The sequence below is a fragment of the Streptomyces sp. URMC 124 genome, from assembly GCF_051386455.1.
Classification (GTDB): Bacteria; Actinomycetota; Actinomycetes; order Streptomycetales; family Streptomycetaceae; genus Streptomyces.
The window spans coordinates 1-22,623 of sequence record NZ_JBPQTS010000127.1; the positions used below are offsets into that span (position 1 = coordinate 1).

Here is a 22,623-nt window from a genome sequence, read left to right on the forward strand (position 1 = left end):
CCCCCCCCCCCCCCCCCCCCCCCCCCCGCCCCCTTTTTCCCTGAGGAAGCCGTCCTGAGGAAACGACCGTCAGCCGACGACCAGCAGCACCACGAACAAAACGAACCCCACCCCGGCGGGCACGAGCACCTCGTACGCCCACCGCACCACGATGTCCCCCTGCGCGTCGTCCCGGGAAGCGTTCCGTTCGGCGAGCTCCTGCAGCTCCGCGACGGTCCGGTCGGCCGGAGCGGCCTCCGCCCCCGCCCCGCCGCGCGCGGCGCGCTTGCGCTTGCGCAGGGACACGGGCACGGACCACAGCTGGTAGGTGGAGCCCCCGGCGAGCACCTCACTGGAGTAGCCGGCGCGCACCGCGTCGACCGCCCCCCACGGCAGCGTGATCGTCCGGAACGGATTGCGCACCAGCAGCCGCGCGGCCCCGGCGAAGACGGCGGGCCGCAGCGTGAAGGCGACGATGAGCGGTACGACGCACAGCAGCCCGGCCAGCGCGAGCCAGGGCGTGCGGCCCTCGCCGCGGAGGGCGGCGTCGCCGCCCAGCCAGGCCGCGAGGGCAAGCATCAGCACGCCGCCGGCGATGCCCGCGGGCGAGCGGTAGCGCCTGTCGGCGTATTCCTGTTCGGGGCTAGGGCTCGTCATGGGGCAGATTGTGCCTGACGCCCCCTGCGGGGGCGGCCGGAGACCGAGCCGAAAACCGCCCCGCACCAGCGGGGGTGTACACGCGCTACGCGCGTAGATATGCTCATCTGGTGACCATGCCCACCACAGTTCCCGCACACGGCAACGACGCCGCGACGCGGCTGAAGGAGCTGGCGGACGCCACCGCCTCCGACAGTGCGCTGCGCCGCTTCCTGCACGGCCTCCCGGGGGTCGACGCGGTCGGGCTGGAGGCCCGCGCCGCCTCGCTCGGCACCCGCTCGATCAAGACCTCGGCGAAGGCGTACGCCATCGACCTGGCGATCTCGATGATCGACCTCACGACGCTCGAGGGTGCTGACACCCCGGGCAAGGTCCGGGCCCTGGCCGCCAAGGCGGTCCATCCCGACCCCACCGACCGCACGACGCCGCGCACCGCCGCCGTCTGCGTCTACCCCGACATGGTGGCCGCCGCGAAGGCGGCTCTGGCGGGCACGGACGTGAAGGTCGCCTCCGTCGCCACCGCGTTCCCGGCCGGCCGCGCCGCGCTGCCGGTCAAGCTCGCGGACACGCGCGATGCGATCGAGGCCGGGGCCGACGAGATCGACATGGTCATCGACCGTGGCGCCTTCCTCGCGGGCCGCTACATGGACGTGCTGGAAGAGATCCGCGCCGTCAAGGCCGAGTGCGGCGACAAGGCCCGCCTCAAGGTCATCTTCGAGACGGGCGAGCTGTCGACGTACGACAACATCCGCCGCGCGTCCTGGATCGGCATGCTCGCGGGCGCCGACTTCATCAAGACGTCGACCGGCAAGGTCGCGGTCAACGCCACCCCGGCGAACACCCTGCTGATGCTGGAGGCCGTGCGGGACTTCCGCGCGCTGACCGGCGTCCAGGTCGGCGTGAAGCCGGCCGGCGGCATCCGCACCACCAAGGACGCGATCAAGTTCCTGGTCCTGGTCAACGAGACCGTGGGCGAGGAGTGGCTGGACAACACCTGGTTCCGCTTCGGCGCCTCCAGCCTCCTCAACGACCTGCTGATGCAGCGGCAGAAGCTGAGCACCGGGCGCTACTCCGGTCCCGACTACGTGACGGTGGACTGACCGACATGGCTGACATGGCTAACAAGGCATTCGCATACGCTCCCGCGCCCGAGTCGCGCGCGGTCGTCGACATCGCCCCGTCCTACGGTCTCTTCATCGACGGTGAGTTCACCGAGGCGGCCGGCGGCAAGGTCTTCAAGACGATCAGCCCCTCCACCGAGGAGGTGCTCTCCGAGGTCGCCCAGGGCTCCGCGGAGGACGTGGACCGCGCGGTGAAGGCCGCCCGCAAGGCCTTCGAGAAGTGGTCGGCGCTGCCGGGCGCCGAGCGCGCCAAGTACCTCTTCCGCATCGCCCGGATCATCCAGGAGCGCAGCCGCGAGCTGGCCGTCCTGGAGACCCTGGACAACGGCAAGCCGATCAAGGAGACCCGCGACGCGGACCTCCCGCTGGTCGCCGCGCACTTCTTCTACTACGCGGGCTGGGCCGACAAGCTCGACCACGCGGGCTACGGCGCGAACCCCCGCCCGCTGGGCGTCGCGGGCCAGGTCATCCCGTGGAACTTCCCGCTGCTGATGCTGGCGTGGAAGATCGCCCCGGCGCTCGCCACGGGCAACACGGTCGTCCTGAAGCCCGCCGAGACCACGCCGCTGTCGGCGCTGTTCTTCGCGGACATCTGCCGCCAGGCGGGCCTGCCCAAGGGCGTCGTCAACATCGTCACCGGTGACGGCACCACGGGCGCCGCCCTCGTCGCGCACGAGGACGTCAACAAGGTCGCGTTCACCGGCTCCACGGCGGTCGGCAAGGCCATCGCCCGCACCGTCGCGGGCACGGACAAGAAGCTCACGCTGGAGCTGGGCGGCAAGGGCGCCAACATCGTCTTCGACGACGCGCCCATCGACCAGGCCGTCGAGGGCATCGTCACCGGCATCTTCTTCAACCAGGGCCAGGTCTGCTGCGCGGGCTCGCGCCTGCTGGTCCAGGAGTCGATCCAGGACGAGCTGCTGGACGCCCTCAAGCGCCGCCTGTCCACGCTGCGCCTCGGCGACCCGCTGGACAAGAACACCGACATCGGTGCGATCAACTCCGCCGAGCAGCTGGCGCGGATCACCGAGCTGGCCGACAGCGGCGAGGCCGAGGGCGCCGAGCGCTGGGCCCCGGCGTGCGAGCTGCCGGAGAACGGCTTCTGGTTCCGCCCGACGCTGTTCACGGGCGTCACCCAGGCCCACCGGATCGCCCGCGAGGAGATCTTCGGCCCGGTCCTGTCGGTGCTCACGTTCCGCACCCCGGGCGAGGCGGTCGCCAAGGCGAACAACTCGCAGTACGGCCTCTCCGCAGGCATCTGGACGGAGAAGGGCTCGCGCATGCTGGCCGTCGCGAGCAAGCTGCGCGCGGGTGTCATCTGGGCCAACACGTTCAACAAGTTCGACCCGACGTCGCCGTTCGGCGGCTTCAAGGAGTCGGGATTCGGCCGCGAGGGCGGCCGCCACGGCCTGGAGGCGTACCTCGATGTCTGAGCGCTTGACTGTCTTCAAGACCTACAAGCTGTTCGTCGGGGGCAAGTTCCCCCGGTCCGAGAGCGGGCGGGTGTACGAGGTGACCGACTCCAAGGGCAAGTGGCTCGCCAACGCCCCCCTGTCGTCCCGCAAGGACGGCCGTGACGCCGTCGTGGCGGCGCGCAAGGCGTTCGGCGGCTGGTCGGGCGCGACCGCGTACAACCGCGGCCAGGTCCTCTACCGCGTCGCCGAGATGCTGGAGGGCCGCCGCGACCAGTTCGTGGCGGAGGTCGCCGAGGCCGAGGGCCTGTCCAAGGCGAAGGCCGCCGCCCAGGTGGACGCCGCGATCGACCGCTGGGTCTGGTACGCGGGCTGGACCGACAAGATCGGCCAGATCACCGGTGCGACGAACCCGGTCGCGGGCCCGTTCTTCAACGTCTCCTCCACCGAGCCGACCGGCGTCGTCGCCGTGCTCGCGCCGCAGGAGTCGTCGTTCCTCGGCCTGGTGTCGGTGATCGCCCCGGCGATCGCCACGGGCAACACGGTGGTCGTGGTGGCCTCGGAGAAGGCCCCGCTGCCCGCCCTGTCGCTCGGCGAGGTGCTGGCCACCTCCGACGTCCCGGGCGGCGTCGTGAACGTCCTGTCGGGCCGTGCGGCCGAGATCGCGCCGTCGCTGGCCGCCCACCAGGACGTCAACGCGATCGACCTGGCCGGTGCGGACGCGGAGCTCGCCAAGGAGCTGGAGATCGCCGCGGCGGACAACCTCAAGCGCGTGCTGCGTCCACAGCCTGTGGACTGGGCCGCGATGCCGGGCACGGACCGCATGACGGCCTTCCTGGAGACCCGGACGGTCTGGCACCCGACGGGCTCGCTGGGCGCGGGCGGCTCGTCCTACTGAGCCGGAGCGGCCTGAGCTGACGCACAGGAGGCGGGGACGGGCACATGCCCCGTCCCCGCCTCCTGCGCGTTGCCGTCTCAGTGCCCCTTGGGCCCCGCCGCCGGCCGCCCGGTCGGCAGCAGCGACGTCAGGTTGCTCGCCACGGGCAGGTCCGTCAGGCTGCCGCCCTTGGAGATCGGCTGCGTCGCCGGCTTGGTGGTGACGGGCTTCATGTTCCCCACCTTCGTGCCCACCGTGTTGTCGAACGGATCGACGGGCGTGCCGGCGAACGGATTGGTCCGCAGGGTCTTGACCGTGTCGAAGACCCCCTCGGCGCCCGCCGCCAGGCCGGTGTTCGCCCCCTCGACGGCGGCGGGGATGTTGGTCTCGCCGAGCTGGGCGCGGGCCACGCCGGTGCCCGCACCGGGCTCCATGGTCTCGGCGCTCGCGGAGGCCGCACCGCCCGCGGCGAAGGCCGCGCCCGCCGATACGGTCAGCCCTACGCGCAGGAGCATGCGGCGCCGGAGCGCCCTCGACTCCTTGCTGGCGGAGCGTGCGTGTCGAGCGTGCGAGGCCATGGCCACCTGCCGGGTCGTGAGTGCGGACGAACGACAACGCACAGTAGCGAGCGGTGACGCTGCGCGCACCGTACAACCCGTGGGGATCCCCCATCCGGCCCAATGCCTCACACTGGTGTCCCGTGACTCCCCACTTGACCCCCGCGCGCGTCATCCTGCTGACCGGTCCCTCCGGTTCCGGCAAGTCGTCCCTCGCGGCCCGCACCGGGCTGCCCGTCCTCAACCTGGACGACTTCTACAAGGAAGGCACGGACCCGACGCTGCCCCTCCTGGCCGACGGGGCGGGCGCCGACTGGGACTCCCCGCTCTCGTGGGACGCGGACGCCGCCATCGCCGCGATAGACAGCCTGTGCCGCACGTCGCGGGCGAACGTGCCGCTCTACGACATCTCCAGCAGTTCGATCACCGGGGCGAGCGTCCTGGACATCGGGCGTACCCCGCTGTTCATAGCCGAGGGCATCTTCGCGGCCGACATCATCGACCGCTGCCGCGACCTGGGCGTGCTCGCGGACGCCCTGTGCCTGCGCGGCCGCCCCTCCACGACCTTCCGCCGCCGCCTGGTACGCGACCTGCGCGAGGCCCGCAAGCCGGTGCCGTACCTGGTCCGCCGCGGGCTGCGGCTGATGCGCGCCGAGCGCGGGATCGTGGCCCGCCAGACGGCGCTGGGCGCGTACGCGTGCGGCCGGGAGACGGCGATGGGCCGGATCGCGGCGGCGGCAGCGGGCCGCCGCGAGAGCGTCAAGCTCTAGCGGCGCATGGATGCGCAGAAGCGGGTCGGGACAGGCCCCCCGGCTGTCCGACCCGCTTCCGCTCCCCCACGGCCCTGTCCGCGCTCCCCCGAGCGCCCCCCGTTCAGGGCCCCTTGTCGTTCTGTCGTTTCTGTCGTTCTGTCGTTTCTGTCGTGCTGTCGTTCCTCTAGGCGACGAGCTCGCCGAAGGACTCCAGCTGGTCCCGGCCGGAGCCGATGACCTCGTCGTCGCGCAGGCGGCGCAGCGAGCGCCAGATGCTGCTCTTGACCGTGCCGACGCTGATGTCCAGGATCTCCGCGATCTCCGGGTCCGTGCGGCCCTCGTAGTAGCGCAGGACGAGCATCGTGCGCTGCAGCTCGGGCAGCCGGGCGAGGGCCTGCCAGAGGACGGCGCGCAGCTCGGTGCCGCGCATCGCGTCGCCCTCGCCGGGCATCTCCGGCAGTTCCTCGGTCGGGTACTCGTTGAGCTTGCGCCGGCGCCAGGCGCTGATGTGCAGGTTGGTCATGGTGCGGCGCAGGTAGCCGCCGACGGCCGCCTTGTCGGTGATCCGGTCCCAGGCCCGGTAGGTGGAGAACAGCGCGCTCTGCAGCAGGTCCTCCGCCTCGTGCCGGTCGCCCGTCAGGTGGTAGGCGGTCGCGTACAGGGAGGCCCGGCGCTCCTGGACGTAGGCGGTGAACTCCGCCTCGGCCCCGGACGCCCCCTTCTTCTCCCCCGTGGCCCCCGGAGCCGCCCCCGCAGCTCCCTTGGGCTTCCCGTACGTGACCGCGTCGATCGCCACCATGTAGGGCGGCCGCACGCGTCCGGTGCCGCGGGCGCACCCCCGCCCGCCCACGGCACCGGACTTCTCCGCGCCCCGTCCGGCGTCGTGCAGGCGCGTGCGAATGACTGCGCTGGTCGTGGTGCTGTGCAGTGTGTTCATCTCGCGCCCCCCGTCGGTGGAGCCAGCCTCGGTCCGATTTCCGTACCGGGCTCCGCTGCCCGATGACCAAAAGCCTGCCGGGCCAGTTTCATCGCGATGTCTGCCGACTGTCACAGCCCTGCAACAGGCGGCGGGGGCGGGAGCGGAGGGCGGCCGGTCGAACCACCTGCCCCGCGTAGGCCAGAATGACCACCGTGCCTTCCCTGTTGCTGATCGAGGACGACGACGCCATCCGGACCGCTCTCGAGTTCTCCCTGTCCCGTCAGGGCCACCGTGTGGTGACCGCGGCGACGGGCGAGGACGGCCTGAAACTGCTGCGCGAGCAGCGACCGGACCTGATCGTGCTGGACGTGATGCTGCCCGGAATCGACGGTTTCGAGGTGTGCCGTCGCATCCGCCGCACCGACCAGCTGCCGATCATCCTGCTCACCGCGCGCAGCGACGACATCGACGTCGTGGTGGGTCTGGAGTCCGGCGCCGACGACTACGTGGTCAAGCCCGTGCAGGGCCGGGTGCTGGACGCCCGGATCCGTGCGGTGCTGCGCCGCGGCGAGCGCGAGACCAACGACTCGGCCGCGTTCGGCTCGCTGGTCATCGACCGCTCCGCGATGACGGTCACCAAGAACGGCGAGGAGCTCCAGCTCACGCCGACCGAGCTGCGGCTGCTCCTGGAGCTCAGCCGCCGGCCCGGCCAGGCCCTCTCCCGCCAGCAGCTGCTGCGGCTGGTGTGGGAACACGACTACCTCGGCGACTCCCGGCTGGTCGACGCCTGTGTGCAGCGGCTGCGGGCCAAGGTCGAGGACGTGCCGTCGTCCCCGACCCTGATCCGCACCGTGCGCGGCGTGGGCTACCGCCTGGACGCCCCGCAGTGACCGGACGTGACCCGGGCCGGGCGGGCGCCCGCGATGTGATGACGCCCCGTAACGCCATGAAGCTCAGCCTGCGCTGGATAAGCCTGCGGCTGCGGCTGATGCTCGTCTTCGCCCTGGTCGCCCTGGCCGCGGCCGTCTCCGCGTCCGCCATCGCCTACTGGCTCAACCGCGACGCGGTGCTCACCCGCACCCAGGACGCGGCCCTCGACGACTTCCGCAAGTCCCTGCAGGACAACACGGGCTCGCTGCCGCTCGGGCCGACCTGCCAGGAGCTGCAGGCGGCGGCCGAGCGGATGGCGGCCACCTCGCAGAAGTACGAGGTGCTGCTGATCGACGGCGGCGAGGGCGGCCGGGCCTGCGCCGCGCCCTCCGACCGCGATCTGTTCTCCCTCAAGGTCGTGCCGAAGTCGCTGCAGGCGGCCGTCAACCGCGAGCGGCGCGTCGACGACTCCAACCGCTACGCGTACCACCTGTACTGGCAGCGGATCACGCTCGACGGCAAGCCGTACCTGGTGGGCGGCGCGAAGGTGATCGGCGGCGGCCCGACGGGCTACCTGCTGAAGTCCCTGGAGAACGAGCGCGCCGACCTCAATTCGCTGGCCTGGTCGCTGGGCATCGCCACGGCCCTGGCGCTGATCGGCTCCGCGCTGCTCGCGCAGGCCGCCGCCTCCACCGTGCTGCGGCCCGTGCAGCGGCTCGGCGACGCGGCCCGCCGGCTCGGCGAGGGCAAGCTGGACACCCGCCTGCGCGTGTCGGGCACGGACGAGCTGGCCGACCTGTCGCGCACCTTCAACAAGACCGCGGAGTCGCTGGAGAAGCGCGTCGAGGAGCTCAGCGCGCGGGAGGCCTCCAGCCGCCGCTTCGTCGCCGACATGTCCCACGAGCTGCGGACCCCGCTCACGGCCATCACGGCCGTCACGGAGGTGCTGGAGGACGAGGCGGACAACCTCGATCCGATGATCGCCCCGGCGGTGCAGCTCGTGGTGAGCGAGACCCGCAGGCTGAACGACCTGGTGGAGAATCTGATGGAGGTCACCCGCTTCGACGCGGGCACGGCCCGGCTCGTCCTGGACGACGTGGACGTCGCCGACCAGGTCACCGCCTGCATCGACGCCCGCGCGTGGCTGGACGCCGTCGAACTGGACGCCGAGCGCGGCATCGTGGCCCGGCTCGACCCGCGCCGCCTGGACGTCATCCTCGCCAACCTCATCGGCAACGCCCTCAAGCACGGCGGCTCGCCGGTGCGCGTCTCGGTCCGCACCGAGGACGACGCGCTGCGCATCGACGTGCGCGACCACGGCCCCGGCATCCCCGAGGAGGTGCTGCCGCACGTCTTCGACCGCTTCTACAAGGCGAGCGCGTCCCGGCCGCGGTCGGAGGGCAGCGGCCTCGGCCTGTCCATCGCCCTGGAGAACGCCCACATCCACGGCGGCGAGATCACCGCGGCGAACTCCCCCGAGGGCGGGGCGGTCTTCACCCTGTCCCTGCCGCGGGACGCCTCCGGCCTGGCCGAGCAGCCGGCCGGCGACCGGGACGACGCGAACGGGGAGGGCGGCCGGTGAGGAGGACCCTGCGCAGCGCCGCCCTGATGCTGGCCCTGGTGGGCTCGGCCACGGCGTGCGGCATCCGCGGCACCGCCGTGCCGGTGGACGCGGGCGGCGCGCCCTCCCGCGCGTCGTGCGTCGTGCGCCCCGCGCACGCCATCCCCTCGGGCGCCGCGACCGTGACCGTCCAGCTGGAGTGCACCTCGCAGCTGGTGCCCGTCACGCGCGCGGTCGCCGAGAACTCCGAGGACAGCGTGGCCGTCGCCCGCGTGCTGCTGGAGGAGCTGCGCAAGGTGCCCTCGAACGAGGAGGTCGAGGCGGGGATGTCCACGGGCGTGCCGCAGCGGCTGACCGTATCCGGGCCGCGCCCCGGCGACCCGGCCGGGACGCTGCGGCTGAACCGCGAGCCGGGCGAGCTGCCGCAGGTGGGCCTGGCCCAGCTCGTGTGCACCTACGCCGGGACGGCCGCGGCCGACGGCAAGCGGGCGGTGATCCTGGGCGGCCCGTCCGGGGGGACCCCGAAGAGCTACGCCTGCACCGACGAGATCAGGGTGCACCCCGACAGCGCGGACATCGCGGGCTCGCCCGTCTCGTAGGAGCCCTCGCGGCGGCGGTGGCCACAGCGCTCCGCCGGGCCGCCGCGGCGCGGTGCCGCGCCCTCGTGGCGGGGGTTCCGGGGGCATATGCGGCAGCCGGCCGCACGGCGCGCCACCGAAACCGCCGGAGGCTCCCGTCGGCCGGAACCGTGCGACCGGCGCACCGCGTCCTGTGGGGCGTGCAGGGTCATGGTTACGGCGGCACGCCCGCCCTCCGATACCGCTACCGCGTCGCGGGGTGTGTGCTGCTCGTCGCCCATCTGCTGGCGGTCACCTGGCTCGCCCTGCGGCCGCTGACGGTGCCCTGGGTGTCCGCGTCCCACCTGGAACCGCTGGCCACGATCCGTGCCGACCTCGCCCTCGGGCCGTGGGAGGCCGCGCGGGCCATAGGGGCGGGGGTGCTGCCGCTGGCCCCGCTGGGCGTGCTGCTGCCCTGGGCCAGGGGCCGGGTGGCGGCGCCGACGCTGGGCTCGCTGACCCGCACGGTCTTCACCGGCGCGATGGTGTCGCTGGCGCTGCAGGTGGTGCAGAGCGGCGTCGTGGGCCAGGTGCTGGACGTGGACGCGCTCCTGCTGAACGTGACGGGAGTGGCGGCCGTGCACCTGGCGGTCGTCCCCGCGGTGCGGGCCCGTCTCCGTCGCAAGGGTGAGGGGCCGCGGCGCGAACCCATACGCCGGGAGGAGTCCCCTCAGGGTGTCACCCCGACGATCCCCAGGGTCGGGATCGCCCCCTAGGCCGACGTTCCGGCCGGGCCGGCGGACCTACCTTGGAGTCATCGGGGAGCCGACGGGAGAGACGGGAAAAACGTTCCCGCGCCGTATCGGTCCCTCCGTGAGACGAGGAGTCGCCGTCATGTCCGCCAAGCTGGTCCGTCCCCGCAACCACAGGATGATCGCCGGGGTGTGCGCCGGTCTGGCCGAGCGCTTCGGAACGTCCCGCACGACGATGCGGGTGATCTTCCTGCTCTCGTGCCTGCTGCCCGGCCCGCAGTTCCTGCTCTACATCGCCCTGTGGATCCTGCTGCCCTCGGAGGGCTCCGACCGGAGCCACGGCGGGGCCGCGCACTCCTGGTAGACCCCCGCCTCGTACACGCGGACGGCGGGCCGTCTCCCGGACATCGCGTCCGGGGACGGCCCGCCGTCGTACGGAGGAACGGGCTCGCGGGATCAGCCGCCGATGCCCGAGACCGGCAGGCTGCCCAGCGGCAGCCCGGACAGGGGCGCCAGCAGACCGCCGTTGCCCTTGTTGTCGGCCGGGACGGCCTTGGTCGCGCTCTTGGGGGCGAGCTCGTGCGTCGGGAGCTGCGGCGCCACGGCCTTGTCCACGGCGCGGGCCGGGGCCTGCAGCATGCCGCTCTGGATCGCCCGGTCCGCCGCGGAGACGACCGGGCCGCCGGCCGGGGCGACCTGGGCGACCTGCTGGATGGGCAGGCCCGCCGTCGTGGTGCGGGCGGTGGTCGTGAGCGATTCGACGGCACCGGCGGAGCCCGCCGCCTGAGCGCTCCCCGCCGCGGCGGCGGCGAAGGCGACTCCGAGGGCGGCGGCACCGAGAGTCCTGAAGGTTCCGAGCTTCATCTGAATTCTGTCCTCGCGACGGGGGATTCTTGAGCGGCTCCGAAACCTAGCCACGATTTCCCGGGCGCCGCAATCAGTGACACGGCCGGGACTCGAAAGTCCCGGCCGTCGCACGGTATTCCCCGCGGATTCACCGTCCGTTGCGGCCGGTGAAAACTTCGCTGGTCAGAAAGGGCCCGTCCGGGCCTACTGGAAGAGCCATTCCGACTTGAGCTCGGCGTAACCCGGCTTGATCACGTCGTTGATCATGGCCAGACGTTCATCGAATGGGATGAACGCGGACTTCATCGCGTTGACGGTGAACCACTGCATGTCGTCCAGCGTGTAGCCGAAGGCCTTCACCAGGTGCTCGAATTCACGGCTCATGCTGGTGCCGCTCATCAGGCGATTATCGGTGTTGATGGTCGCCCGGAAATGCAGTTTACGCAGCAGTCCGACCGGGTGCTCTTCGTACGAGCTGGCCGCGCCGGTCTGCAGATTCGAGGTGGGGCACATCTCCAGCGGAATGCGCTTGTCCCGGACGTAGGAGGCGAGGCGGCCCAGCTTGGCCTTCCCGTCCTCGCCGATCTCGATGTCGTCGATGATGCGGACGCCGTGACCGAGCCGGTCCGCGCCGCACCACTGCAGGGCCTGCCAGATCGACGGCAGGCCGAACGCCTCACCCGCGTGGATGGTGAAGTGGTTGTTCTCGCGCTTGAGGTACTCGAACGCGTCCAGGTGGCGGGTGGGAGGGAAGCCCGCCTCGGCGCCCGCGATGTCGAAGCCGACGACGCCGGAGTCGCGGTAGCGGTTCGCCAGTTCGGCGATCTCCAGGGCGCGGGCCGCGTGCCGCATCGCGGTCAGCAGCGCGCCCACGCGGATGCGGTGGCCGTTGGCCTTCGCGCGGCGCTCGCCCTCGCGGAAGCCCTCGTTGACGGCCTCCACGACCTCTTCGAGGGTGAGGCCGGCCTCCAGGTGCTGCTCCGGTGCGTAGCGCACCTCGGCGTAGACGACGCCGTCCTCGGCAAGGTCCTCGGCGCACTCCGCGGCGACCCGGACGAGGGCGTCACGGGTCTGCATCACGGCGCAGGTGTGCGCGAAGGTCTCCAGGTAGCGCTCCAGCGAGCCGGAGTCGGCCGCCTCGCGGAACCAGACGCCCAGCTTGTCCGCGTCGGTCTCCGGAAGACCGGTGTAGCCCGTCTCGCGGGCCAGGTCCACGATCGTGCCCGGGCGCAGTCCGCCGTCCAGGTGGTCGTGGAGGAGGACCTTGGGGGCGCGACGGATCTGTTCGGGGTTCGGTTGGGAGATGGTCTCGGTCGTCATTTCGGCACTCTAGCCCCTACGCGCGTAGATATCGGCGAACGATACGGAACGGTGACCCGGAGGCGGGGTGGACACCGGCGATCGTTCTGCCATCGTTTCTGCCATGGCTCAGCAAGCGTTGCCTCAGCAGGACCCGGAAGGAACGCACGGACAGCCGAACGCGCCGCGCCCGAACGGGGATACGGCGCGGCTGGGAAAGCCGCTCGGCGCCGGGCGCACGGTGCAGGCGGCGGCGCTGCTGCTGCCCGGCGGCCGCGCCGAGGGCACCGGCAAGCCCTCCGCGCTGACCCTCGCGGCGCAGCGGCCGCTGGCCCGCCGGCTGGCCGGGGCCTGTGCGGAGGAGGGGCTGGTCGCGCACGTCGTCCACTACCGGCGGCGCGGGTGGAACGGTTCGGCGGCCGACCCGGTGCGCGATGCGGAGTGGGCGGCGGACGAAGTGGTGCGGCGCTACGGCGACGTGCCGGTCTGCCTCGTCGGCACCGACATGGGCGGCCGGGCCGCGCTGCAGGCCGCCGGGCACCCGGCCGTGGCCGCGGTGCTGGCCGTCGCGCCGTGGCTGCCCGAGCCGCGGGAACCGCTCGGGCCGGATCCGGTGCGGCAGCTCACCGGGCGGCGGGTGCTGATCGTGCACGGCACGAACGACGAGCACACCGACCCCGACCTGTCCTTCCGGCTCGCCCAGCGGGCGAAGAAGGCCAACCGCGACGTGTGCCGGTTCGAGGTGCACTCGGACGGGCACGGGCTGCGGCAGCACCGGGCGGAAGTCCAGGCCCTCGTGGTCGACTTCGTGCGGGGTGCGCTCTTCGGGCACCACTTCGCCCGGCCGGTGGCCGACGCGCTCGCGGCTCCGCCGCCGCTGGGTCTGCGCATGCCGCTCGCCTCCGGCTTCGGGGCGACGCTGGGCTACTGAACGGTTCGCTCTGCGAGGGTTCGCTGCTCGTAGGAGGTACGCCGGGTCGCTCCGCGGGGTTCGCTCCGCGGGGGGGGGTGCGCCTCGATCGGCACCGCCGAAAAGGCCGAGTCGGGTTGCTCGCCGCTGCGGCGGATTCGAGAGGCGAGGCCTCTCGACGATCTGCGGGTGCGACGAGGCGGAAGGGCCGGGCCTTCAGCAGCGCCTCTTTGCCGCAGGCAAAGAACTCCCGCCGCAGCGGCGAGCAACCCCTACGGCCGTTCCGGCGGTGCCGGAATCAGGCGCGCCCCTCGCGGAGCGAACCCCGCGGAGCGAACCCCGCGGAGCGGAACCGTCAGCGTGGGAGCAACTGGCCCCTCCGGGACAGGAGGAAGCGTTTGAAGGCCGCGACCGGCGGCGTGTCGGGATGGCCGTCCAGCCATGCCACCCCGATCTCGCGGAAGGCGCGCGGCGCGGTGACCGTCAGCTCGGCGACGCCGGGCCGGGGGACGGCGGGCGGGGGCAGCAGCGCCACGCCGAGCCCCGCCGCGACGAGCCCGCGCAGCGTCTCCGCCTCCTCGCCCTCGAAGGCGATCTTCGGGGTGAACCCGGCCTCCGCGCAGACCGCGTCGGTGATGCGCCGCAGCCCGTACCCGGGTTCGAGGGTGACGAAGAGTTCGGAGGCGGCCTCGGCGAGGCGGATGCGCTTGCGGGCGGCGAGGGGGTGGTCGTCGGGGACGACGAGGCGCAGCCTCTGCTCGTCCAGGCGGCGGGAGACGAGGTCCGGCGCGTCGGGCACGGGCGAGGTCAGGCACAGGTCGAGCTCGCCGTCGCGCAGGCGCTCCAGCATCGACTCGCCGTAGTTCTGCACGAGCTGGAAGCGGACGCGCGGGTGGTCGGCGCGGAAGGCGCGGATGAGCTCGGGTACGGTCTCGGTGCCCAGGGTGTGCAGGAAGCCGAAGGCGACCTTGCCGGTGGCGGGGTCGGCGTCGGCCCGTACGGACTCCGCGGCGCGGTCGACCTCGGACAGGGCGCGCTCGACGGTGGCGAGGAAGGTGCGGCCGGCCGCGGTCAGGGAGACCGCGCGCCCGTGGCGGGCGAACAGGGCGACGCCCAGGTCGTCTTCGAGCCGGGCGACCGAGCGGCTGAGCGTGGACTGCGGCATGCCGAGCTGCTGCGCGGCGCGCGTGACGTGCTCGTGCCGGGCGACGGCCACGAACTGCGCGAGCCGCGGCGTGAGCGCGACCGCCCACGAACCGGCCTCGACATCGGCTGTTACGGGGATGTCTTTTTCGTTGCCGGCCGGTGACAAGGACCGCCGTGACCTGTACTCATGCAACACAGGATCGATTATCGCCATTCTGTGCATTGGACGCATCAGCCCAGGCTGCCTACGGTTTTCGTATGCCTCCTGCCGATACCGGGGCATCCAGCGTCATCGCGCGCTCGGGTGCCTCTGTTCTGTCGTCCCTTCACTCCTCTCACTCCGATGACACCCGGCTGGATCCGGGCGGCCCCGGCTACCGCCGGATGAGCTTCGCCCTCTTCGCCGCGGGTGTGGCCACCTTCGCCCTCCTCTACTCCACGCAGGCGCTGCTGCCGGCCATCTCCGCCGGCCTCGGGGTGACGGCCGATCAGGCCAGCTGGACGGTCTCCGCCGCGACGGGCGGGCTCGCCCTCGCGGTCGTCCCGCTCAGCGCCCTCTCCGAGCGCTTCGGCCGCCGCACGATGATGACCGTCTCCCTGTGCGTGGCCGCGTGCGTGGCCCTGCTCGTGCCGCTCGCGCCGAGCCTGGGCTGGCTGGTCGCGCTGCGCGCGGTGCAGGGCGCGGCGCTGGCCGGGGTGCCGGCATCCGCGATGGCCTACCTCGCGGAGGAGGTCCGCCCGAAGGCGCTGGTCGGTGCGATCGGCCTGTTCGTGGCGGGCAACAGCATCGGCGGCATGAGCGGCCGCATCCTCGCGGGCTGGGTGGCCCAGGCGTGGGGCTGGCGGGCGGGCCTGGCCGCGGTGGGCGCGCTCGCGGTGGTCTGCGCGGTGACCTTCCGGGTGATGATCCCGAAGGCGCGTCACTTCCGCCCGGCGGCGGTCTCGGCGCGCGGCCTGGCCCGGACGGTGGGCGGTCACCTCTCCGACCCGCTGCTGCGCCGCCTGTACGCCATCGGCGCGCTCTTCATGACGGTCTTCGGCGCGGTCTACACGGTGATCGGCTACCGGCTGGCGGAGGCGCCGTTCTCGCTCCCGCAGGGCGTCGTGGGCTCGATCTTCCTGATCTACCTGGTGGGCACGGCGTCGTCGGCCGCGGCCGGAACGCTGGTCGGCCGGCTGGGCCGCCGCGGGGCGCTCTACCTGGCGGTCGGCACGACGACGCTGGGCCTGCTGCTGTCGCTGACGTCGTCGCTGCTCGCGGTCCTGGCGGGCCTGGTCCTCATCACGGCGGGCTTCTTCGCGGGCCACGCGGTGGCGTCGTCCTCGGTCAGCCGCGCCGCGAAGACGGGCCGCGCCCAGGCGTCGGCCCTCTACCAGACGGCCTACTACCTGGGCTCCTCGGTCGGCGGCACGCTCGGCGCGCTGGCCTTCGGCGCGGCGGGCTGGGACGGCACGGTCGTCCTGGGCATGCTGGCGATGGTGGGCGCGGCGTCGATCACGCTGTACGCGACGCGGCGGGCGCTCGTGGAACGCCGCCGCGAGGCGGCGATCCGGGCGTAGCCCGGAGGCCGTACGCCCCGGAGGGGCTCTTTCTCCGCCACCTGTCCTGGCGGAGAAACAGCCCCTCCGCGATCACGAGGCGGGAAACACGCCGGTGTCGATCGTCAGGTCGAACGGGTCGGGAAGCTGGATCTCATCGCCGAACTTACCTGCCTGCAGAACTCGGTAGACATCGTCCTTGGGTTCGCCGTAGAGGGTGATCGTCGGCCCTCCCTGCGCCCACCTGTCGACCAGGAGATAGAGCGGTGCTCCGGCATGCGCATACGCTGCAGGCTTGGCGACCCGGTCATGGCGCAGGCTGGACTTCGAAGTGATCTCCACGATCAGGGCCGAAGCCGCCGCAGGAATGTACTGCTCGGACTCGGACAGCTCCATCAACTCCGCCTCCGGCGCCACGATCAGGTCCGGAATGAAGAGGCCGCTGTGTGACGGTACAGAGACCGAAAGCGTCTGGTAGATCCCCCAGTCATCTGGGATCACTGTGTAAAGGGATCGGTTCAGCTTTCCTGCAATGACGTTGTGCTTGTTGGCGGGCGCTGGCGACACGGTGATGATCCCCTCGATGATCTCCACCTTGCAGCCCTCGGGCGCGTCCGTCTCCTCCCAGATACGGACGAGCTCATCCCACTCGGGGTCGGAACCCGGCGAGTAGTCGAGAGGGAGTGCACTCATGGCGGTCTCCTTTTGTCGGAACATCACCGACCCCAGCATGCCGAACGGGACCGGTGGAGGTCCACCGATCCCGTTCACCCGTACGAGTAGCGACAGCTAGCGCTTACGCAATGCGGTCCAGCACGATCGGGTTCGCCGTGAAGTCCGTGCCCGCCGGGGCGATCTCCACGCCGCCGTCGAGCGCGGCCAGGGCGTAGTCGAACTTCTCCGGGGTGTCCGTGTGGAGGGTCATCAGGGGCTGGCCCTCGGTGACCTTCTCGCCCGGCTTGGCGTGCATCTCGATGCCCGCGCCGAACTGCACCGGGTCCTCCTTGCGGGCGCGGCCCGCGCCGAGGCGCCAGGCGGAGACGCCGACGGCGTAGGCGTCGAGCTTGGTGAGGACGCCGGAGGCGGTCGCCTTCACGACGTGCTGCTCGCGGGCGACCGGGAGGGCCGCGTCCGGGTCGCCGCCCTGGGCCTGGATCATGCGGCGCCAGTGGTCCATGGCGCTGCCGTCGCGCAGGGCCTTGGCCGGGTCGGCGTCCTTGATGCCGGCCGCGTCGAGCATCTCGCGGGCCAGGGCGACGGTCAGCTCGACGACGTCGGCCGGGCCGCCGCCGGCGAGGACCTCGACGGACTCGCGGACCTCGAGGGCGTTGCCCGCGGTGAGGCCGAGCGGGGTGGACATGTCGGTGAGCAGCGCGACCGTCTTGACGCCGTGGTCGGTGCCGAGGCCGACCATCGTGGAGGCCAGCTCGCGGGCGTCCTCGATGTTCTTCATGAAGGCGCCGGAGCCGACCTTCACGTCGAGGACGAGCGAGCCCGTACCCTCGGCGATCTTCTTCGACATGATGGAGGACGCGATGAGCGGGATCGCCTCGACCGTGCCGGTGACGTCGCGCAGGGCGTAGAGCTTCTTGTCGGCCGGGGCCAGGCCGTCGCCCGCGGCGCAGATGACGGAGCCGACGTTGCGCAGGACGTCCATCATCTCGTCGTTGGAGAGGAGGGCGCGCCAGCCGGGGATGGACTCCAGCTTGTCGAGCGTGCCGCCGGTGTGGCCGAGGCCGCGCCCGGACAGCTGCGGGACGGCCGCGCCGCAGGCCGCGACGAGGGGGGCCAGCGGCAGCGTGATCTTGTCGCCGACGCCACCCGTGGAGTGCTTGTCCGAGGTCGGGACGGGCAGCGAGGAGAAGTCCATGCGCTCGCCGGACTTGATCATCGCGGCGGTCCAGCGGGCGATCTCGGCCCGGTCCATGCCGTTGAGCAGGATGGCCATGGCGAGCGCGGACATCTGCTCGTCGGCGACCTCGCCGCGCGTGTACGCGTCGATGATCCAGTCGATCTGCTCGTCGGTCAGTCGACCGCGGTCGCGCTTGGCGCGGATCACGGAAATGGCGTCCATCAGCACATTTTCCTTAAGTTCGTAGTCCTCAGGTCTTTCCGGGGCCGGAAAGTGACCCGGAGGGGCTGCGGCAATGGCAACCCCTCCGGCGCTTAGGGACATCTTCAACGATTCAGGTCAGCGGGCCCAAACGCATCGGGCAGCAGCTCCGCCAACGGGCGGATGCCGGTCGTGGTGTCCACGGCCAGCTCGGGGCCGCCGTGCTCCCACAGGAGCTGGCGGCAGCGCCCGCAGGGCATGAGCACGTTGCCGTGCCGGTCGCAGCAGGTGAAGGCCAGCAGCCGGGGCCGCGGGCCCTCGGTGTCGCGGCCCGCGATCAGCTCCGACACCAGGCCGCACTCCGCGCACAGGGCCACGCCGTACGCCGCGTTCTCGACGTTGCAGCCGGTCACGGTGCGGCCGTCGTCCACGAGGGCCGCCGCGCCGACCGGAAAGTCGGAGTACGGGGCGTAGGCCCGGGACATCGCGTCCCGGGCCTGCCCGCGCAGCTCCTCCCAATCGGGGGAAGAGGTCACTTTCCTTGGCCCTTCCGGTAGGGCTTGCCGTTCGCCTTGGGCATGCGCAGGCGTTGCGAGGACACCGACAGGACGAGCAGCGTGGCCACGTACGGCGTGGCGACGACGAGCTCGAGCGGCACGGTGTCGGTGGTGACGTACCAGACGATGAGCAGGGCGCCGATGACACCGGCGATGACCGCGGCCTGGACCTTGCTCGCCTTGAGGCGCCACGCGGCGAAGCCGATCAGGAGCACGGCCAGGAGCAGCAGCAGTGCGTGGACGGTCGGGCCGCCGGAGCGCAGCTGGAGGCTGTCCATGAAGCCGAACAGGCCGGCGCTCATGGCCACGCCGCCCGGCCGCCAGTTGCCGGAGATCATGGTCGCGAGACCGATGTAGCCGCGGCCGGCGGTCTGGCCGTCGGAGTACATGTGCGTGCCGATGGCGAGGAACGCGCCGCCGAGGCCCGCGAGGGCGCCGGAGACGACCACGGCCGCGTACTTGTAGGTGTAGACGTTGACGCCGAGGGACTCGGCGGCCACCGGGCTCTCACCGCAGGAGCGCAGGCGCAGGCCGAAGGCGGAGCGCCAGAGCACGAAGAAGGTGAGGACGAAGAGCAGTCCGGCGACGATCGTCAGCCACGACACGTGGGTGACCAGGCCGCGGACGACGCCGGCGAGGTCGGAGACGAAGAACCAGTGGTGCTTCTCGACGTCGCCGAGCCAGTCGGACAGGCCGGGGATCGAGAAGTCCGGCATGTTGTCCATGACGGGCGACTGCTTGTCGTTGCCGCCCGCCTCCTGGGCCGCGCTGCCCTCCGCGCCGAACAGCAGCTTGGCGAAGTACTGCGTGACACCGAGGGCCAGGATGTTCATGGCCACACCGGAGATGATCTGGTCGACGCCGAAGGTGACGGTGGCGATGGCGTGCACGAGGCCGCCGACCGCGCCGCCGATGACACCGGCGAGCGCCGCGACCCACGGGCCGTGCTGCCAGCCCATCCAGCCGGCGCAGAAGGTGCCGAGCATCATCATGCCTTCGAGGCCGATGTTGACGACGCCCGCGCGCTCGGCCCACAGCCCGCCGAGGCCGGCGAGGCCGATCGGCACGGCGGCGGCGAGGGCGGAGCTGTACTGGCCGGAGGAGGTCAGGTCGTTGGCGTCCGTGATCATCCGCAGGGCGGAGAGCAGGAGCAGGGCCCCCGCGATGATCAGCAGGACGACCGGGTAGGAGAGCTTGCGCCCGCCCTTGCTGTCCTTGTTCTTGCCGCTCAGCCGGTCGGTGAGGGCGGCGGTGAAGGTCGTACTCACGCGGAAACCTCCGCCTTGTCGCTCTTACGGGCCTGGGCGGCGAGCTCCTCGCCGACCTTGCGCTGCTGCATCTTGAGGCCGTACCGGCGCACGAGCTCATAGGCGATGACGACGCACAGGACGATGACGCCCTGGATGACTCCGACGATCTCCTGGGCGTAGCCCTCGAACTCCAGCTGGGTGCCGGTGCGGTCCAGGAAGCCCCAGAGCAGGGCGCCGGCCACCATGCCGATGGGGTGGTTGCGGCCCAGGAGGGCGATGGCGATGCCGGTGAAGCCGATGCCGGCGGGGAAGTCGGTGCCGTAGTTGTACGAGACGCCGAGCAGGGTCGGCATGCCGACGAGGCCGGCCATGGCGCCGGAGAGCAGCATGGCGGTGATCACCATGCGCTTGACGCTCACGCCGGAGGCGTGGGCGGCGGACTCGGACTGGCCCACGGTGCGCAGGTCGAAGCCGAAGCGGGTGCGGCCGAGCACGAACCAGTAGGCGATGCCGGCGAGCACGGCGACGATCACGAAGCCGTAGATCGGCTTGGGCGTGGTCGGGATCTCGAAGAAGTGCGCCGAGTCGGGCAGGTAGGGCGTGTGGACCAGGTTGCCCTCCTTCTCCGCGAGCCGGCCGTCCTTGAGGAAGTAGGCGATGACCGAGGCGCCGATGGCGTTCAGCATGATCGTGCTGATCACCTCGCTGACGCCGCGGGTGGTCTTCAGCAGACCGGCGATGCCCGCCCAGAGGGCGCCCACCAGCATCGCGACGATGATGATGACCGGGATCTGGATGAAGCCGGGCAGCGTGAGCGCGCCACCGACGGCGGCGGCGAAGAAGGCCGCGATGCGGTACTGGCCGTCGACGCCGATGTTGAACAGGTTCATCCGGAAGCCGATGGCGACGGCCAGCGCGGACAGGTAGTACGGGGTGGCCTTGTTGATGATCCAGACCTGGCTGTCGGCCTTCGAGCCGAAGTCGACCATCACCTGGTAGGCGTGGAACGGGTCCTTGCCGGTGGCGGCGATGATGATCGAGGTGATCGCCACGGCGGCCACGATGGCCAGGAGCGGAGCGGCAACGGCCAGAATTACCTTGTTCTTGTCGAACTTCTTCACTTCTGGTCACCCTCCCCCGCGGTCTCGTCGGTAGCGTTCTCTTCGCCGGCCGCGGCGCCCGTGTCGCCCTCGGCCGCGGTCTCTTCGCCGTCCTCGGTGTGCTCGAGGTGGCCGGTTGCGGCGCCGGTCATGGCCGAGCCCAACTCCTCCGGGGTGATCGTGGCGGGGTCGGCGTCGGCGACCAGGCGGCCGCGGAACATCACCCGCAGGGTGTCGGAGAGCCCGATCAGCTCGTCCAGGTCGGCGGAGATCAGCAGCACCGCCAGGCCCTCGCGGCGCGCCTCGCGGATCTGGTCCCAGATCTGCGCCTGCGCGCCGACGTCCACGCCCCGCGTGGGGTGCGCGGCGATGAGCAGCTTGGGCGCGTGGCTCATCTCGCGGCCGACGATCAGCTTCTGCTGGTTGCCGCCGGACAGGGAGGCCGCGGTGACCTCGATGCCGGGCGTGCGCACGTCGTACTCGCGCACGATGCGCTCGGTGTCGGTGCGGGCGGCCTTGTTGTCCAGGACGCCGCGCTTGCTGTTGGGCTTCTCGGTGACGTGGCCGAGGATGCGGTTCTCCCAGAGGGGAGCCTCCAGCAGCAGGCCGTGGCGGTGGCGGTCCTCGGGGACGTAGCCGATGCCGTCCTCGCGCCGCTTGCGCGTCGGCACGTGGCTGATGTCGGCGCCGTCGAGGGTGACCGTGCCGCCGTCGGGGTCGCGCATGCCCATGATGGCCTCGACGAGCTCGGCCTGGCCGTTGCCCTCGACGCCGGCGATGCCCAGGACCTCGCCCTTGTGGATGGTCAGGGAGATGCCGTCGAGGACCGCGCGGACGACGCCGTCGGGGTCGGTCGCCGACAGGTGCAGCCCCTCCACCTTCAGCATCTCGACGTCGGTGACCGTCGACTCGCGGGTCTCGGGCGAGGGCAGCTCGCTGCCGACCATCAGCTCGGCGAGCTGCTTGGGGGTGGTCTCGCTGGGGACCGCGGTGCCGACGGTGGTGCCGCGGCGGATGACGGTGATGTCGTCCGCGACGGAGAGCACCTCGCCGAGTTTGTGCGAGATGAAGATGACCGTGAGGCCCTCGGACTTGAGCTCGCGCAGGTTGTCGAAGAGCGCGTCGACCTCCTGCGGGACCAGCACCGCCGTCGGCTCGTCGAGGATCAGCGTGCGGGCGCCGCGGTAGAGGACCTTGAGGATCTCCACGCGCTGGCGGTCGGCCACGCCGAGGTCCTCCACGAGGACGTCGGGGCGCACGCCCAGGCCGTACGCGTCGGAGATCTCCTTGATCTTCGCGCGGGCCTTGCCGCCGATGCCGTGCAGCTTCTCGGCGCCCAGGACGACGTTCTCCAGGACGGTGAGGTTGTCGGCGAGCATGAAGTGCTGGTGCACCATGCCGATGCCGCGCGCGATGGCGTCGCTCGGGCTGTGCAGGGTGACCTGCTCGCCGCCCAGCTTGATGGTGCCCTCGTCCGGCTTCTGCATGCCGTAGAGGATCTTCATCAGGGTCGACTTGCCGGCGCCGTTCTCGCCGCAGAGGGCGTGGACGGTGCCGCGGCGGACCGTGAGGCGGATGTCGTGGTTGGCCACGACACCGGGGAACCGCTTGGTGATGCCCTCGAGTTCTACTGCGAGGGCCTGCGTACCTTCGGCTTCGGTACTGGTGGACGCTTTGATGGCGCACTCTCCTCGGGGAAGGGAGCGGGAGGAAGAAGAGGAGCCGCCCGGGCGGGGACCGGGTGGAGCTCCTTGGGGCGGGGGCGACGCTACACGCGTCGACCGGACGCTACGCGCGTAGCGTCGGCCGCAGTGCCCCCGACCGGGGGCCGGGGGCGTGTGTACGGGCCCGGTGGAGAGGTCCTCTCTCCGCCGGGCCCGGGGCCTTGCGGTCCGGGGGGGGGGGGGGG

General features: G+C 71.8%; 23 protein-coding genes. 11 read left to right on the top strand and 12 right to left on the bottom strand.

The features are described 5' to 3' along the window. Positions 1–69: 69 nt before the first annotated feature. Entirely contained in the window at positions 70–636 is a 567-nt protein-coding gene (locus tag ACSNOG_RS23680) for a PH domain-containing protein (protein WP_436754717.1), read from the bottom strand. Positions 637–752: 116 nt separating this feature from the next. On the opposite strand from ACSNOG_RS23680, the gene deoC reads away from it, so the two are divergent. Genes deoC through ACSNOG_RS23695 form a run of 3 tightly spaced genes read left to right on the top strand, consistent with a single transcriptional unit; the run spans position 753 to position 4,067 of the window. Continuing rightward, on the top strand, positions 753–1,736 hold the full coding sequence (gene deoC, locus ACSNOG_RS23685; RefSeq protein WP_436754734.1) for a deoxyribose-phosphate aldolase: 984 nt from the start codon (positions 753–755) through the stop codon (positions 1,734–1,736). Between the two features lie 14 nt (positions 1,737–1,750). Continuing rightward, positions 1,751–3,190 (top strand): aldehyde dehydrogenase family protein, encoded by a 1,440-nt coding sequence (locus tag ACSNOG_RS23690; RefSeq protein WP_436754735.1) that lies wholly within the window; start codon positions 1,751–1,753, stop codon positions 3,188–3,190. Continuing rightward, positions 3,183–4,067: an aldehyde dehydrogenase family protein gene (locus ACSNOG_RS23695; protein WP_436754718.1), complete on the top strand. Its 885-nt coding sequence runs from the start codon at positions 3,183–3,185 to the stop codon at positions 4,065–4,067. Before ACSNOG_RS23690 ends, ACSNOG_RS23695 begins: the two co-directional genes overlap by 8 nt. A 77-nt stretch (positions 4,068–4,144) precedes the next feature. Here ACSNOG_RS23695 and ACSNOG_RS23700 read toward each other — a convergent pair whose 3' ends face one another. After that, positions 4,145–4,561 carry a hypothetical protein gene (locus ACSNOG_RS23700; protein WP_436754719.1) on the bottom strand — a complete coding sequence of 139 codons (417 nt, stop codon included), beginning with the start codon at positions 4,559–4,561 and terminating at the stop codon, positions 4,145–4,147. A gap of 185 nt (positions 4,562–4,746) precedes the next feature. Between ACSNOG_RS23700 and ACSNOG_RS23705 the strand changes: the two genes are divergently transcribed. After that, complete coding sequence (locus ACSNOG_RS23705; RefSeq protein WP_436754720.1) at positions 4,747–5,373, top strand: ATP-binding protein; 627 nt, start codon at positions 4,747–4,749, stop codon at positions 5,371–5,373. A gap of 166 nt (positions 5,374–5,539) precedes the next feature. Here the strand turns inward: ACSNOG_RS23705 and ACSNOG_RS23710 are convergent, their stop codons facing one another. Then, complete coding sequence (locus ACSNOG_RS23710) at positions 5,540–6,292, bottom strand: SigE family RNA polymerase sigma factor (protein ID WP_436754721.1); 753 nt, start codon at positions 6,290–6,292, stop codon at positions 5,540–5,542. A gap of 194 nt (positions 6,293–6,486) precedes the next feature. Between ACSNOG_RS23710 and afsQ1 the strand changes: the two genes are divergently transcribed. From afsQ1 to ACSNOG_RS23735, 5 genes are all read left to right on the top strand, one after another. Further along, positions 6,487–7,164 (top strand): two-component system response regulator AfsQ1, encoded by a 678-nt coding sequence (afsQ1, locus tag ACSNOG_RS23715; RefSeq protein WP_173864811.1) that lies wholly within the window; start codon positions 6,487–6,489, stop codon positions 7,162–7,164. A gap of 38 nt (positions 7,165–7,202) precedes the next feature. Beyond that, positions 7,203–8,726, top strand: a complete 1,524-nt coding sequence (locus ACSNOG_RS23720) for an ATP-binding protein (protein WP_436754736.1) — start codon at positions 7,203–7,205, stop codon at positions 8,724–8,726. Beyond that, on the top strand, positions 8,723–9,304 hold the full coding sequence (locus ACSNOG_RS23725) for a hypothetical protein (protein ID WP_436754722.1): 582 nt from the start codon (positions 8,723–8,725) through the stop codon (positions 9,302–9,304). The genes ACSNOG_RS23720 and ACSNOG_RS23725 overlap by 4 nt, the downstream gene beginning before the upstream one ends. Positions 9,305–9,483: 179 nt before the next feature. Next, positions 9,484–10,038, top strand: coding sequence for a VanZ family protein (locus ACSNOG_RS23730; protein WP_436754737.1), 555 nt, complete (start codon positions 9,484–9,486; stop codon positions 10,036–10,038). Between the two features lie 118 nt (positions 10,039–10,156). Then, positions 10,157–10,378 carry a PspC domain-containing protein gene (locus ACSNOG_RS23735; protein ID WP_436754723.1) on the top strand — a complete coding sequence of 74 codons (222 nt, stop codon included), beginning with the start codon at positions 10,157–10,159 and terminating at the stop codon, positions 10,376–10,378. A 92-nt stretch (positions 10,379–10,470) separates the two neighbouring features. Here ACSNOG_RS23735 and ACSNOG_RS23740 read toward each other — a convergent pair whose 3' ends face one another. Together ACSNOG_RS23740 and ACSNOG_RS23745 are read right to left on the bottom strand one after the other, a co-directional pair. Continuing rightward, positions 10,471–10,878 (bottom strand): ATP-binding protein, encoded by a 408-nt coding sequence (locus ACSNOG_RS23740; protein ID WP_436754724.1) that lies wholly within the window; start codon positions 10,876–10,878, stop codon positions 10,471–10,473. 186 nt (positions 10,879–11,064) lie between these two features. Next, positions 11,065–12,180, bottom strand: a complete 1,116-nt coding sequence (locus ACSNOG_RS23745) for an adenosine deaminase (RefSeq protein ID WP_436754725.1) — start codon at positions 12,178–12,180, stop codon at positions 11,065–11,067. A gap of 103 nt (positions 12,181–12,283) precedes the next feature. On the opposite strand from ACSNOG_RS23745, the gene ACSNOG_RS23750 reads away from it, so the two are divergent. Then, on the top strand, positions 12,284–13,090 hold the full coding sequence (locus ACSNOG_RS23750; RefSeq protein WP_436754726.1) for an alpha/beta hydrolase family protein: 807 nt from the start codon (positions 12,284–12,286) through the stop codon (positions 13,088–13,090). Positions 13,091–13,424: 334 nt separating this feature from the next. Here the strand turns inward: ACSNOG_RS23750 and ACSNOG_RS23755 are convergent, their stop codons facing one another. Further along, positions 13,425–14,429 carry a LysR substrate-binding domain-containing protein gene (locus tag ACSNOG_RS23755; protein WP_436754727.1) on the bottom strand — a complete coding sequence of 335 codons (1,005 nt, stop codon included), beginning with the start codon at positions 14,427–14,429 and terminating at the stop codon, positions 13,425–13,427. 44 nt (positions 14,430–14,473) lie between these two features. On the opposite strand from ACSNOG_RS23755, the gene ACSNOG_RS23760 reads away from it, so the two are divergent. Further along, positions 14,474–15,775, top strand: coding sequence for an MFS transporter (locus tag ACSNOG_RS23760; RefSeq protein WP_436754728.1), 1,302 nt, complete (start codon positions 14,474–14,476; stop codon positions 15,773–15,775). A gap of 72 nt (positions 15,776–15,847) precedes the next feature. On the opposite strand, the gene ACSNOG_RS23765 is transcribed toward ACSNOG_RS23760, so the two are convergent. The 6 genes from ACSNOG_RS23765 to ACSNOG_RS23790 all read right to left on the bottom strand — a co-directional run bounded on the left by ACSNOG_RS23765 (position 15,848) and on the right by ACSNOG_RS23790 (position 22,393). Next, positions 15,848–16,447: a Uma2 family endonuclease gene (locus ACSNOG_RS23765; RefSeq protein ID WP_436754729.1), complete on the bottom strand. Its 600-nt coding sequence runs from the start codon at positions 16,445–16,447 to the stop codon at positions 15,848–15,850. A 103-nt stretch (positions 16,448–16,550) separates the two neighbouring features. Further along, complete coding sequence (locus tag ACSNOG_RS23770) at positions 16,551–17,834, bottom strand: thymidine phosphorylase (protein ID WP_436754730.1); 1,284 nt, start codon at positions 17,832–17,834, stop codon at positions 16,551–16,553. Between the two features lie 98 nt (positions 17,835–17,932). After that, on the bottom strand, positions 17,933–18,343 hold the full coding sequence (locus ACSNOG_RS23775; RefSeq protein WP_436754731.1) for a cytidine deaminase: 411 nt from the start codon (positions 18,341–18,343) through the stop codon (positions 17,933–17,935). Beyond that, positions 18,340–19,632 (bottom strand): ABC transporter permease, encoded by a 1,293-nt coding sequence (locus ACSNOG_RS23780; RefSeq protein WP_436754732.1) that lies wholly within the window; start codon positions 19,630–19,632, stop codon positions 18,340–18,342. The genes ACSNOG_RS23775 and ACSNOG_RS23780 overlap by 4 nt, the downstream gene beginning before the upstream one ends. Then, complete coding sequence (locus ACSNOG_RS23785) at positions 19,629–20,735, bottom strand: ABC transporter permease (protein ID WP_436754733.1); 1,107 nt, start codon at positions 20,733–20,735, stop codon at positions 19,629–19,631. The genes ACSNOG_RS23780 and ACSNOG_RS23785 overlap by 4 nt, the downstream gene beginning before the upstream one ends. Beyond that, positions 20,732–22,393 carry an ABC transporter ATP-binding protein gene (locus tag ACSNOG_RS23790; protein WP_436754738.1) on the bottom strand — a complete coding sequence of 554 codons (1,662 nt, stop codon included), beginning with the start codon at positions 22,391–22,393 and terminating at the stop codon, positions 20,732–20,734. The genes ACSNOG_RS23785 and ACSNOG_RS23790 overlap by 4 nt, the downstream gene beginning before the upstream one ends. Positions 22,394–22,623 lie beyond the last annotated feature (230 nt).